Consider the following 13103-nt stretch of genomic DNA (forward strand, 5'->3'; position numbering starts at 1 on the left):
GGGAGTGTCCGGACCATGCGGGTCGGCCTGTTCGTGCCGTGCTACGTCGACGCCTTCGAGCCGGAAGTCGGGATCGCCACCCTCGAGCTGCTGGAACGTCTGGGCTGCACGGTGGAGTATCCGTTCGATCAGACGTGCTGCGGCCAGCCGATGACCAACACCGGCTGCCACGCCGAGGCCGCCGCCACCGAGGCGCTGTTCGTCAAGAACTTCTCCGGGTTCGACTACGTGGTCGCGCCCTCGGGATCCTGCGTGCATCAGGTGCGCGAGCACCTGACCGCGATCCCGCAGACCGAGGAGGTCAAGCATGTCCGCGCCAGCACCTATGAGCTGGTCGAATTCCTGCATGACGTGCTGAAGGTCGAGGCGCTGCCCTGGGCCGAGTTCCCGCACAAGGTCGCCTATCACGGCAATTGCAATGCGCTCCGCGGGATCCACCACGCGCGGCCGTCGGAGATCGTGAAGCCGTTCTTCTCCAAGCCCCTCGACCTGCTCCGCCTCGTGAAGGGCGTCGAGCTGGTCGACCTCGCCCGGCCGGACGAGTGCTGCGGCTTCGGAGGAACCTTCTCGGTGTTCGAGCCCGCGGTCTCGGCCAAGATGGGCTACGATAAGGTCGCCGATCAGAATCGGGCGGGTGCCGAATACGTCGTCTCGGCGGATTCGTCCTGCCTGATGCACCAGAAGGGCTGCGCCGAGCGTCTCGGGCTGCCGCTCAGGTACATTCACATCGCGCAGGTGCTGAACGGAGCCGCCGCATGAGCGTCGAGGATCTCAACCCGCGCGCGCGCGACGGCGTCATCCATCCCGAGGTTCGCGCTCCCCATGATGAGAGCGAGCGCGCGCAGGACGGCGGCCGCCTCCAGCACGCCGAGGCCGCCAGCAAGCCGATCCGGGCGCCGCAGACCCGCGAGAAGCAGCCCCGGGGCGCGAAGGTCCGGGGTGACCGGCCGATCGATCAGGCGGAGGCCGCCGAGCGGTTCCTCGCCGCGCCGCTGCACCAGGCCGCCCATGACGAGCGCCTGTGGGACCTGCGCAAGAAGCGCGACGCCTCCGCGCACGGCATCCCCGAATGGGAGGAGCTGCGGGAAATCGCCTCCGCAATCAAGGCGCACACGCTCACCCATCTCGACCATTACCTCGAGCAGTTCGAGGCCGCCGCCAAGGCCAACGGCGTGCATGTCCATTGGGCGACGGATGGTGCCGACCACAACCGTATCGTCCTGGAGATCCTGAGGAGCCACGGCGCCAGGACCCTGGTGAAGTCGAAGTCGATGCTGACCGAGGAATGCGGCTTCCGGCACCACATGGCGGCCAACGGCATCGAGATCATCGAGACCGACCTCGGCGAGCGGATCCAGCAGCTCGACGACGAGGAGCCCAGCCACATCGTGGCGCCTGCGGTGCACAAGACCCGGATGGATGTCGCGGAGGTCTTTGCCAAGACGCTCGGTACCGACCCCGACAACGACGACGCCCACTACCTCGCCGAAAGCCAGCGCGAGACGACCCGGCCCTACATCCTGAAGGCCGATGCCGGCATGACCGGCTGTAACTTCGCCATCGCCGAGACCGGGACGGTGGTCACCTGCACCAACGAGGGCAATGCCGATTTGTCCGGCAACGTCCCGCCGCTGCAGATCCACTCGATCGGCATCGAGAAGATCATCCCCAAGGTCGAGCATCTCGGGGTTTTCATCCGCTTGCTCTCGCGCTCCGCGCTGGGCTCGCCGATCACCCAGTACACCTCGCATTTCCGAGGCCCCCGCAAGGGCACCGAGATGCACATGGTCCTGGTCGACAATGGCCGCTCGGCCCGGCTTGGCCTGGAGGAGTTCTGGACCTCCCTGAAATGCATCCGCTGCGGCGCCTGCATGAACACCTGCCCGGTCTACCGACGCTCGGGCGGCCTCTCCTACGGGGCGACCTATTCCGGGCCGATCGGGTTGATCATCGATCCGACGTTCAACAAGCGGAAATACTCGACGCTGCCGTTTTCCTCGACGATGAACGGATCCTGCACCAATGTCTGCCCGGTGAAGATCAACATTCACGAGCAGATCTTCGCGTGGCGCAAGGTGCTGGTCGAGGAGCATCAGATCCCGGCGCTCAAACAGGGGATGATGAAGGCCGCCGGCGCGGTGCTGTCCCGGCCGGCCGCCTACCGGGCGGCGATCGGGGCGGCCGATTCCGCCCTGAAGGTCCTGCCGCGCTTCGCCGTCTACAACCCGCTCAACACCTGGGGAAAGAAGCGCGAGATGCCGGACGCGCCACGCCAGACCTTCCACGCCTGGTACAAGCAGAACCGCATGAAGGACACGGGCCGATGAGCGCGCGCGCGGGCATCCTGGCGGCGATCCGGGCCAACCGTCCGGCGGGGGATTATCCGCTGCCGACGGTACCGGACTTCACGCCGCTCGTCGGTGACGACCTCGTGGCCGAGTTCGGCGAGCGGCTGAAGCGCATGGGCGGCCGCGTAGCGGAGCCCGGCAGCGCTGATGTCTTCGCGGGCGTGCGCGAGCGGCTCGATGCCGCAAAGGTCGTCGCCTCCGCGGTCCCGGAGCTCGCCGGCAACCGCGACCTGCAGTCCGTGCGCAGCCCGCAGGAGGTCGAGGATGTCGACGTGGCTGTCGTCCGCGCGGTATTCGGCATCGCCGAGACCGGCTCCGTGCTGTTCACGCAGGACGAGCTGATCGTGAACGCGGTGGCCTACCTCGCCCAGCACCTTGTCGTGCTGCTCGATCCCGCCGATATCCTGCCGAACGTGCAGGCGGCCTACCGCCGGCCGGAATTCGCCCGCTCCGCATACGCGGTGCTGCACACCGGCCCGTCCGCGACTGCGGATATCGAGGGCGTGTTGATCCACGGGGCGCAGGGCGTTCGCTCGCTGACCGTCCTCCTGGTGCCGCGCTGATCGGGAACCCGCGATCGGGCGCGCACCTTGCTTGGGCAGCGATCATCTCGTCACCCGGCAAGGAGATCCGATGCGCTATACCCTCGGCTGCAGCCTATCCTACAATATCCTCTCGGATACGACCTTCATCTTCAACCTTGAGGTGGCCAGGCTGAGGAGCGTCGAGATCCTCAGCGAGAGCCTCGTCCTGACGCCGAACCTGAAGCGCGACCTCTACACCACGCCCGACCTGCTGAACCGCTATGTCGGCGTCAACGTGCCGACCGGCCAGTTCGCGCTGGAATACAATGCCGAGGTGGACCTGACGGTGCACCGGGCCGACCCGGCGACCATCAACGAGACCCCGATCGGGCAACTGCCCCTCGACATCCTGCCGTTCCTGCTGCCGAGCCGGTTCGTCTCGTCCGACCGGCTGACGCCCTTCGCGCAGGCCGAGTTCGGCGCGCTGCCGAAGGGCCATGCCCGGGTGAACCAGATCTGCAACTGGATCCACGATCACATCACTTACAAGCCCGGCACCAGCGACGGCGAGACCACCGCGGACGAGTCCCTGCTCAAGCGGGCGGGCGTCTGCCGCGACTTCGCGCATATCGGTACCGCCTTCTGCCGGGCGCTGGGCATCCCGGCCCGGTTCGTGAGCTGCTACGCCCACGGCCTCGTGCCGAGCGACTTCCACGCGGTGTTCGAGGCCTATCTCGACGGCCGCTGGTGGCTGTTCGACGCCACCCGCCAGGCGGACCTCGACGGGCTGGTGCGCATCGGTGTCGGGCGCGATGCCGCCGAGATCGCCTTCTCGACGCCGTTCGGCAACATGCAGCCGGTCAACCAGCAGGTGCGGATCCAGCGCTCGGACGGGCAGGGCAGCCCGATGCCGCGCACGATCGACGCGATCTCGACGGAAGTCCCCGCACCGCATGCCGGCGCGGCGTGACCGGACAGCCGCCCCGGATCGCGTTATCCTGTGATCCGGTAATCCTCCTCTGGAATGGATCCGCATGGCCTACCGCCACGTCGTCGGCCCGCGCACCCACGCGTTCGCCGACCTCGCCGCCTTGATGGCCAAGGCGACGCCGGTCCGCTCCGGCGACCGGCTCGCCGGCATAGCGGCCGAATCCGCCGAGGAGAACGCCGCCGCGCGCTGGTGCCTCGCCGAGGTGCCCCTCAGGGAGATCCTGGCCCGGCCGCTGATCCCCTACGAGGCCGACGACGTCACCCGCCTGATCCTTGATGTCCACGACGGCGCCGCTTTCGCGGAGATCGCCCACCTGACGGTCGGCGACTTCCGCGAGTTCCTGCTCACCGCCACGACGGAAATGCTGACCCGGATCGCCCCGGGGGTGACCCCCGAGATGGCCGCTGCCGTCTCCAAGATCATGCGCAACCAGGACCTGATCTCGGTGGCGCGCAAGTGCCGGGTCGTCACCCGCTTCCGCAACACGATCGGGCTGCCCGGCACGCTCGCCGTCCGGCTTCAGCCGAACCACCCGACCGATGATCCGAAGGGTATCACCGCCGCGATCCTCGACGGACTCACCCTCGGATGCGGCGATGCGGTGATCGGCATCAACCCCGCCTCCGACTCGGTCCAGGCCCTGGGCGACCTGCTCAATCTCCTCGACGGGCTGATCCGCACCCACAACATCCCCACCCAGGCCTGCGTGCTCACTCACCTCACCACCACGCTTGCCGCCATGGAGCGCGGGCTGCCGGTCGATCTGGTGTTCCAGTCGATCGCAGGCACGCAGAAGGCCAATGCCAGCTTCGGGGTGACGCTCGCCCTGCTCAGGGAAGCCCACGAGGCCGCGCTCGCGCTCAAGCGCGGGCCGCTCGGCGACAACTGCATGTATTTCGAGACCGGCCAAGGCTCGGCGCTCTCGGCGGACGCGCATCATGGCATCGACCAGCAGACCCTGGAGGCCCGCGCCTACGCGGTCGCCCGCACCTTCCGGCCCCTGCTGGTCAACACCGTGGTGGGCTTCATCGGGCCGGAATACCTCTACGATGGCAAGGAGATCATCCGGGCGGGGCTGGAGGACCATTTCTGCGGCAAGCTCATGGGCGTGCCGCTGGGCGTCGACGTCTGCTACACCAACCATGCCGAGGCCGATCAGGACGACATGGACACGCTGCTGACGCTGCTGGGTGCCGCGGGCTGCACGTACATCATGGGCGTGCCGGGCGCCGACGACGTCATGCTCAACTATCAGTCCACGTCGTTCCACGATTCCCTGTACCTACGCGAGGTTCTCGGCCTGAAGCGTGCCCCCGAATTCGAGGCCTGGCTACATGAGATCGGCCTGACCGACGGCGACGGCACCCTTCTGCCGGGGGCGGGCGCACCGCTCCTCGCCTCAGCGCCGGATCTCGCCGCGTGAGCGACACACGGGAGATTTGGGCACGGCTCGCCGGATTGACGCCGGCCCGCATCGGCCTCGGCCGCGCGGGCAGCGGATTGCCGACCCGGGAGATCCTCAGATTCGGCCTCGACCATGCCCAGGCGCGGGATGCCGTGCATGCGCCGATGGACGCGGAGGTGCTGGCCGGTCGCATTGCGGAGCTCGGCTTTGAAACGGTCTCGGTCGCCTCGCAGGCGCCCGACCGGGCGACCTACCTGCGCCGACCCGATCTCGGGCGCCGCCTCGGCACCGCGGATCGCGCCGCACTCGAGGCGAAGGCCGCCCCGGTCGACCTCGCGATCGTGGTGGCCGACGGGCTCTCGGCCCGGGCGGTGCACGAGAATGCGGTGCCGCTCCTCGCGGCGTTCAAGCCCTATGCCGGGAAGGCCGCCTGGAAAATCGCGCCCGTGGTGATCGCGCGGGAAGCCCGGGTGGCGCTTGGCGACGATATCGGCGGCGCCCTGGATGCGCGCGCCGTCGCGGTCCTGATCGGCGAACGACCGGGCCTGTCCTCCCCTGACAGCCTCGGCATCTACCTGACGTTCGGACCCCGGATCGGCCGTTCGGACGCAGAGCGCAACTGCATCTCGAACGTCCGGGCAGCCGGCCTGACGCACGACCTCGCCGCGTTCAAGTTGAACTGGCTGCTGACGCGCGCGCTCGCCCTCGGCCTTTCCGGTGTCGCACTTAAAGACGAGAGCGATCTTGCGTTGAATGGGGCAGCCGCGGTGCCGGTGTTGTCGGGCGTCCCGCCTGTTTGAGAGGAGCCGGCCAACGCGCGGCGGTCCGTGACAGGACATTGGATGACTCATGAGGCGGCAAAAGACCGACACTCTCATCGCTGCGGGTCCTGGCAAGATCGGCTGAGGCGCCGAACGAGGCAGGAGGGGTAGCCCAAGGGCCAGAACGACGATTGTCGTCGACCCATAAAACATCGCCCCGATGGTTCGCGGTAATTATGATGCCTGTCAGCGGATCAATGGCGCGTCTGTGTTTCATGGGTGGGCGTCTGATATTTTAATCCTATGAACGGAGCGTGCGAGGATGCCAAGATACTTGGTCTCCCCGTGGCTCAGTAAAAGTCCGCAAGCGTGGCTGTGGCGGGGTCGCAACACCGTAAAACGATCCCGGGTCCGCCTCGAGACCTGCCCGCAAACGCCGCGATCCCGCCATAGTCCGGGCCCACCCCGACATCCGCGGTAAACGACAAGTTCGACAACGATTTACCGTTCGATAACGAGGATTTCCGAGCAGGCGGACGGCACCTCCGGCGCATCGCGAACGGCGACGCGCAGCGGTCCTTCGCAACCTCGGGGCTGGCGGCGTGAAGGCTTGGTTTAGGGTCATGGACACGCGTTTGAACGACAAGTCGAAGCTGCCCAGCCGCCACGTCACGGAGGGGCCCGATCGCGCTCCGCACCGCTCCTATCTCTACGCTATGGGTCTGACCCGAGAGCAGATCCACCAGCCGCTCGTCGGCGTCGCCTCCTGCTGGAATGAGGCTGCGCCCTGCAACATCTCGTTGATGCGTCAGGCGCAGGCGGTAAAGAAGGGCGTCGCGGCCGCCCACGGGACGCCGCGCGAATTCTGCACAATCACGGTCACCGATGGCATCGCCATGGGCCATGCCGGCATGCGTGCCTCGCTCCCGTCCCGCGAGGTCATCGCCGACTCGGTCGAGCTGACCATGCGCGGCCACGCCTACGATGCCCTCGTTGGGCTCGCCGGCTGCGACAAGTCGCTGCCCGGGATGATGATGGCGATGGTGCGCCTCAACGTGCCGTCGATCTTCATCTATGGCGGCTCGATCCTGCCGGGCTCGTTCCGCGGCAAGCCGGTGACCGTCCAGGACCTGTTCGAGGCGGTCGGCAAGGTCGCGGTCGGCGACATGAGCCTCGAAGACCTCGACGAGCTGGAGCAGGTCGCGTGCCCCTCCGCCGGAGCTTGCGGCGCGCAGTTCACCGCCAACACCATGGCGACCGTCTCCGAGGCGATCGGCCTCGCGCTGCCCTACTCGGCCGGCGCCCCGGCCCCCTACGAGATCCGGGACAAGTTCTGCGCCATCGCGGGCGAGAAGGTGATGGACCTGCTGGCGAAGCGGATCCGCCCGCGCGACATCGTCACCCGCAAGGCTCTGGAGAACGCTGCGACCGTCGTGGCCGCATCCGGTGGCTCGACCAACGCGGCATTGCACCTGCCGGCCATCGCCCACGAATGCGGCATCGCGTTCACGTTGTTCGACGTGGCCGAGATCTTCCGGCGCACGCCCTACATCGCCGACCTGAAGCCCGGCGGCCGGTATGTCGCCAAGGACATGTTCGAGGTCGGCGGCATCCCGTTGCTGATGAAGACGCTGCTCGACCACGGGTTCATGCACGGCGACTGCATGACGGTCACCGGCCGCACCATCGCGGAGAACATGGACCGGGTGACCTGGAACCCGGACCAGGATGTGGTCTACCCGGCCAACCGCCCGATCACCCCTACGGGCGGCGTGGTCGGCCTCAAAGGCAACCTCGCCCCCGAGGGGGCGATCGTGAAGGTCGCCGGGATGCCGGCCTCGAGCCAAGTCTTCACCGGCCCGGCCCGGGTGTTCGACGGCGAGGAGGCCTGCTTCGAGGCCGTGCAGTCGCGGACCTACAAGGAAGGTGACGTCCTGGTCATCCGCTACGAGGGACCGCGCGGCGGCCCCGGGATGCGGGAGATGCTGTCGACCACTGCGGCCCTCTACGGCCAGGGCATGGGCGACAAGGTCGCGCTGATTACGGACGGGCGCTTCTCCGGCGCGACCAGGGGCTTCTGTGTGGGCCATGTCGGCCCTGAGGCGGCGGTGGGCGGCCCGATCGGCCTGATCCGCGACGGCGACATGATCACCCTCGACGCGATCCAGGGCACGCTCAGCGTCGCCCTCTCGGACGAGGAGCTCGCCGAGCGCCGGAAGACTTGGACGCCGCGGCCGAACACCGCCACCTCGGGATACCTCTGGAAATACGCGCAGGGCGTCGGCCCGGCGCTGTACGGCGCCGTCACCCATCCGGGAGGCGCCAAGGAGATGCAGAGCTATGCGGACGTCTAGGACTGACCTCAGCCGGCGCAAGGCGCCGGCCGGGGCCGATCCCGGTCGGTCCCGATCCGTCGCCCGAATCGCTGCCGCGGCCGGGGCCCTGGTCCTGCTCGCCCTTCCGACGGATGCGCCGCGGGCGCTGGATGCCAGCATTCGCATGCCGGTCCAGGTGCCGGTGGCGGATAAGGGCTATCGCTCAGCCAAGGACGCACTCCGGGCCGGCGTGCGCGAGTACAACGCGGGCGACAAGCAGGGTGCCGCCCGTGCGCTCGAATACGCCGCCGGGCAGGGCCACGCCCTCGCTCTGTGGAAGCTCGGCCGGATGTACGCCGACGGCGACGGCGTGCCCCACGACGACCTGAAGGCGTTCGAGTTCTTCTCCCGGATCGCCGATGCGAGCACGGACGATGGGCCCGATCCACAGAACTCGGCGGTGACGGGCAGCGCCTTCACGGCGCTGGGCACCTACTTCCTTGAGGGAATCAAGGGCACCTACGTGCGCCCGAACCCAGAGCGCGCCTACGACATGTTCAACTACGCGGCATCGTATTACGGCGACCCGAACGCGCAGTACAATCTCGCCCGGCTCTACCTCGACGGTAACGGCGTCGAGGCCGACCCGCGACAGGCCGCGCGCTGGTTCAACCTCGCCGCCGAGAAGGGCCACCACCCGGCGCAGGCGCTGCTCGGCGACATCCTCGTCAATGGGCTCGGCGGCGTGCCGATCCAGCGCGTGAAGGGCCTGATGTGGCTCTCTCTCGCTCGCGAGGGTGCGGAGGGCCGCAAGGACGACTGGATCGTGGCGCTCTACGAGAAGAACTGGGCGGCCGCCAACGAGGACGATCGGTCCGAAGCGCAGACGCAGCTCCAGACCGTGGGCTCGATCCGGCGGCGGCACTGAGCGCTCTCAACCGAAGCGGAGGCCGGTCCGGCAAACGCGAGCGCGTCACAACGACGATTTGAGGCCGGATCCGATCGCGGCGCGATCGGGTCCGGCCTTGAGGCTGCCCGGCCCGGGCGCCCCGGTTCAGCCCTTCTTGGCGTCCTGGGCGGACTGGAACGACGGACGTGCCAGGGTCGAGGCGACGTAGGCCGCGAGCTTGGGCCAGCGACCGGCGTCGATCTCGGCGCCCGCCAACTGGAAATTGTAGAACCCCGTCGCGATCGAGATATCCGCGATGCTGAAGGCGTCGCCCACCAGGAACGCGCCCGAGATCTCCCGCTCGAGATAGTCGAAGAGCGGCGGCAGGTCCTTGTCGAGGGCCTGGGTCACCGCAGCCTCGTCGGTGGTCTTGCCCATCATGTTGGGCTTCAGGATCCGCTCGACGAACGGCACGATCAGCTTACCGAACAGCTCTGTGTCGCCGAACTTGTCGAACCAGACGGCGCGGCCGAGCGCCTGCGGATCGGCGGGGGCGAGTGCCGGCGTCGGGTGTTTCCGCTCGACGTACCAGAGGATCGCGGACGAATCGGCCAGCTTGAAATCGCCGTCGGTGATGGCCGGGATCTTCCCGAGCGGGCTCGCCGCCTGGAAGTCCGCGTCCGGCGCGTGGAACATCACGGGCCTGTGCTCGTAGGGTACGCCCTTCTCGTTGAGCGAGACCAGAACCTTGCGGACGAAGGGCGAGTAGCCGGTGCCGTAGACGATCATCATGATTCCATCTGTGGAGAAACACGCCGGACTTCGAGCTCCCGGTCCGGCACGTGGGAGATAGGGCGCATCTTCAGGCCGCGGCCAGTTCCACCGTAACCGGCACGTGATCGGAGGGCTTTTCGACGCCGCGCAGGTGCTTCTGCACCGAGGCCGAGACCAGCCGGTCGCAGGCTTGCGGCGAAAGCAGCAGGTGATCGATGCGGATGCCGTCGTTCCGCTGCCAGCAGCCCGCCTGGTAATCCCAGAAGGAGTAGAGGCCATCGCGCGGGTCGCAGGCGCGCAGGCCGTCCGTATAGCCTTCGGCGAGGAGCGCGCGGAAGGCGGCCCGGGTCGAGCCGAGGAACAGCGCATCCGTCCGCCATGCCTCCGGGTTCGCCGCGTCGGCGGATTCCGGGATGACGTTGTAGTCGCCCGCAAGCACCACCGCGGTCTCGTCCGACAGGAGCGCGCGGGCGTGCAACCGAAGCCGCTTCAGGAAGGCGAGCTTGTAGGGGTATTTCGGGCTGTCTACCGGATTGCCGTTCGGCAGGTAGATCGACGCCACCCGCACCGGCTTCGCGCCCTCGCCGGAGATCAGGGCCTCGATGTACCGGGCCTGCTCGTCCGTGGCGTCGCCAGGCAGACCGCGCCGGACCTCGCTCAGGGCGAGCGGCGCGCGGACCAGGAGAGCTACCCCGTTGTAGGCCTTTTGGCCCAGCGTCTCGACTGCGTAGCCGGCGCCCTCGACCTCGGCGCGAGGGAACGCCTCGTCCTGGCACTTCAGCTCCTGCAGGCAGACCACGTCCGGCCGCGCCTCGTCCAGGAAACCGAGCAGGTGCGGCAGCCTCTGCTTGATCGAGTTGACGTTCCAGGTCGTGATCCGCATCGCCTCGCTTCCGGTCGCCGCCGGGCCGTCATCCGCGCTTCGCGCCGCGCTGACAAGGTCATCCTCACGCAAGGCCGCGGATCTAAGGCGCAGCATGGCAGCGGACTGGTTCGAGCCTGTGAGGGCCTATTGCGAGCGGGGAGGGGCCGGCTTCTGGGCCGAGCCCGCCAACGCGCTGAGCAATGCCGCATTCCTGCTGGCCGCAGCCGCCGCGGCGCGCCGTGCCCGCGCGGCCGATCCTCCGGATCGCGCCTGCCTGGGCCTCGCCGGGCTGATCGCGGTCGTCGCGGTCGGTTCTTTCCTGTTCCACACCTTGGCGGTCACCTGGGCGATGTTCGCCGACGTGATCCCGATCGCGCTGTTCATCTACGCCTATCTGGCGCTGGGCCTGCGCCGGTACCTGAGACTGGCCCCTGTCCGGGTGGCGGCGGCGACCGCCGGCTTCGCCCTGTTCGGTTTCGCGCTCACCCCGACCCTCGACGGGCTGAGCGGGGCGGACATGTCCGCCCTGACGGGCGGCTCGATCGATTACGTACCGGCCCTGCTGGCGCTGATCGGCGTCGCCCTGGCTTCGCTCAGGCGACCGGAGGCGCGCTTCGTCGGCACTGGCCGGCAACTCCTCGGGATCGCCGTGCTTTTCCTCATCTCGCTTGCGGCGCGGACCGTCGACCAGGCGGCCTGTTCCGTGCTGCCGACCGGCACGCACCCGTTCTGGCATGTCTTGAACGCCGTCGTGCTCTACGCGCTCGTCGTCACGGCGATCCGGCACCGCGAGACCGTCGGGTGAGGCGGCCGGCGGCACCCGGCGGTTTCCTTGCGGGACGACCGGAATTCTTGCAGAAGTGCGCCGCAGCGGATGCCCGGAATGATGCGGGCGCCCGGGCACGGAAGGAATCATGACAGTGAGCTACCGCATCGGCGTCGCCGGGCTCGGCACCGTCGGCGCGTCCGTCGTCCGGATGATCGCCCGCCGCCATGACGCACTCGTAGCGTCGGGCCTCGACCTACGGGTCGCCGCCGTGTCGTCGCGAGACCGCGGTCGCGACCGCGGACTCGACCTCGCCGACGTCGCGTGGTTCGACGATCCCGTGGCACTGGCGCGCTCGGGCGACATCGACTGCGTCGTCGAGCTGATCGGCGGCGCCGAGGGGCCGGCCAAGGCGGTGGTGGAGGCGGCACTCCAGGCCGGGAAGCCGGTGGTGACCGCCAACAAGGCCCTGCTCGCCCGCCACGGCGCGGTGCTGGCGGCGCTCGCCGAGGCGAAGGGCGTCGCGCTCGCCTACGAGGCGGCGGTGGCCGGCGGGATCCCGGTGATCAAGACCCTGCGCGAGGGCTTGCCTGGCAACGCCGTCTCGCGCGTTTATGGGATCCTCAACGGAACCTGCAACTACATCCTCAGCCGCATGGAGCGCGAGGGCCTGACCTTCGAGGCCTGCCTGAAGGACGCGCAGGCCCTGGGTTACGCCGAGGCGGACCCGACCTTCGACGTCGAGGGGTTCGACACCGCCCACAAGCTCGCCATCCTCACGAGCCTCGCCTTCGGCACCGCAGTCGACGCCGACGGCGTCTCGGTGGAGGGCATCTCCCGGGTGCAGCCCCTCGATCTGCGTATGGCGGACGAGCTCGGCTACCGGATCAAGCTGCTCGGCGTCGCGCAGCGCGCGGAGGCCGGCATCGAGCAGCGCGTCCATCCCACCATGGTGCCGAAATCCTCCGCGATCGCGCAGGTGATGGGCGTGACCAATGCGGTCACCATCGACGCCGACGCGGTCGGCGAGCTGACGCTGATCGGCCCCGGCGCCGGCGGCGAGGCCACGGCCTCCGCGGTGCTCGCCGACGTCGCCGACGTGGCGCGCGGGATCGTCCGACCGACCTTCGGGGTGCCGGCCGCCGGGATGCGCGCGAGCGAGCGCGTCGAGATGCAGCGCCACGAGGGCGGCTATTACATCCGGCTCACCGTCCATGATCGCCCCGGCGTTGCGGCGGGCGTCGCACAGCGGATGGCCGAGCGCGAGATCTCTCTGGAGAGCATCCTGCAGCGCCGCACCGAGGGCGCCGAGACCGATCCGCGCGGACGCTCCGGCCGTCCGGTGCCGCTGGTGCTCATCACCTATGCCGCCACCGAAGGCAGCATCCGCGCCGCCCTCGACGCCATCGGGGCGGACGGCCTCCTGGCCGAGCCCCCCCAGCTGATCCGCATCGAGCGTGAATAA

General features: G+C 68.6%; 12 protein-coding genes. 10 read left to right on the forward strand and 2 right to left on the reverse strand.

All coding sequences use genetic code 11. The features are described 5' to 3' along the window. The first annotated feature begins 15 nt into the window (after positions 1 to 15). The 8 genes from Q8W67_RS14445 (at position 16) to Q8W67_RS14480 (ending at position 9272) form a co-directional block, all read left to right on the forward strand. A complete protein-coding gene (locus Q8W67_RS14445; protein ID WP_305546614.1) occupies positions 16 to 759 on the forward strand; it encodes a (Fe-S)-binding protein in 744 nt (247 codons plus the stop codon). Continuing rightward, positions 756 to 2327, forward strand: coding sequence for a lactate utilization protein B (locus tag Q8W67_RS14450; RefSeq protein ID WP_305546616.1), 1572 nt, complete (start codon positions 756 to 758; stop codon positions 2325 to 2327). Before Q8W67_RS14445 ends, Q8W67_RS14450 begins: the two co-directional genes overlap by 4 nt. After that, positions 2324 to 2911 (forward strand): LUD domain-containing protein, encoded by a 588-nt coding sequence (locus Q8W67_RS14455; RefSeq protein WP_305546618.1) that lies wholly within the window; start codon positions 2324 to 2326, stop codon positions 2909 to 2911. The genes Q8W67_RS14450 and Q8W67_RS14455 overlap by 4 nt, the downstream gene beginning before the upstream one ends. Positions 2912 to 2981: 70 nt before the next feature. Further along, a complete protein-coding gene (locus Q8W67_RS14460; RefSeq protein WP_305546620.1) occupies positions 2982 to 3842 on the forward strand; it encodes a transglutaminase family protein in 861 nt (286 codons plus the stop codon). Positions 3843 to 3906: 64 nt separating this feature from the next. Then, entirely contained in the window at positions 3907 to 5286 is a 1380-nt protein-coding gene (locus Q8W67_RS14465; RefSeq protein WP_305546622.1) for an ethanolamine ammonia-lyase subunit EutB, read from the forward strand. After that, positions 5283 to 6068, forward strand: coding sequence for an ethanolamine ammonia-lyase subunit EutC (gene eutC, locus Q8W67_RS14470; RefSeq protein ID WP_305546624.1), 786 nt, complete (start codon positions 5283 to 5285; stop codon positions 6066 to 6068). Before Q8W67_RS14465 ends, eutC begins: the two co-directional genes overlap by 4 nt. A 584-nt stretch (positions 6069 to 6652) precedes the next feature. Beyond that, positions 6653 to 8383 carry a dihydroxy-acid dehydratase gene (ilvD, locus tag Q8W67_RS14475; RefSeq protein ID WP_305546626.1) on the forward strand — a complete coding sequence of 577 codons (1731 nt, stop codon included), beginning with the start codon at positions 6653 to 6655 and terminating at the stop codon, positions 8381 to 8383. After that, a complete protein-coding gene (locus tag Q8W67_RS14480) occupies positions 8370 to 9272 on the forward strand; it encodes a tetratricopeptide repeat protein (protein ID WP_305546628.1) in 903 nt (300 codons plus the stop codon). Before ilvD ends, Q8W67_RS14480 begins: the two co-directional genes overlap by 14 nt. 126 nt (positions 9273 to 9398) lie before the next feature. Here Q8W67_RS14480 and Q8W67_RS14485 read toward each other — a convergent pair whose 3' ends face one another. Together Q8W67_RS14485 and xth are read right to left on the reverse strand one after the other, a co-directional pair. Further along, positions 9399 to 10022 (reverse strand): glutathione S-transferase family protein, encoded by a 624-nt coding sequence (locus Q8W67_RS14485; RefSeq protein WP_305546794.1) that lies wholly within the window; start codon positions 10020 to 10022, stop codon positions 9399 to 9401. Positions 10023 to 10095: 73 nt separating this feature from the next. Then, positions 10096 to 10890: an exodeoxyribonuclease III gene (xth, locus tag Q8W67_RS14490; protein ID WP_305546630.1), complete on the reverse strand. Its 795-nt coding sequence runs from the start codon at positions 10888 to 10890 to the stop codon at positions 10096 to 10098. 94 nt (positions 10891 to 10984) lie between these two features. On the opposite strand from xth, the gene Q8W67_RS14495 reads away from it, so the two are divergent. Together Q8W67_RS14495 and Q8W67_RS14500 are read left to right on the forward strand one after the other, a co-directional pair. Then, positions 10985 to 11677 carry a ceramidase domain-containing protein gene (locus Q8W67_RS14495; RefSeq protein ID WP_305546632.1) on the forward strand — a complete coding sequence of 231 codons (693 nt, stop codon included), beginning with the start codon at positions 10985 to 10987 and terminating at the stop codon, positions 11675 to 11677. A 109-nt stretch (positions 11678 to 11786) separates the two neighbouring features. Continuing rightward, positions 11787 to 13103, forward strand: coding sequence for a homoserine dehydrogenase (locus tag Q8W67_RS14500; protein ID WP_305546634.1), 1317 nt, complete (start codon positions 11787 to 11789; stop codon positions 13101 to 13103).

Origin of the sequence: Methylobacterium sp. NEAU K (assembly GCF_030700285.1) — a bacterium.
In the GTDB taxonomy this organism is placed as follows: Bacteria; Pseudomonadota; Alphaproteobacteria; order Rhizobiales; family Beijerinckiaceae; genus Methylobacterium.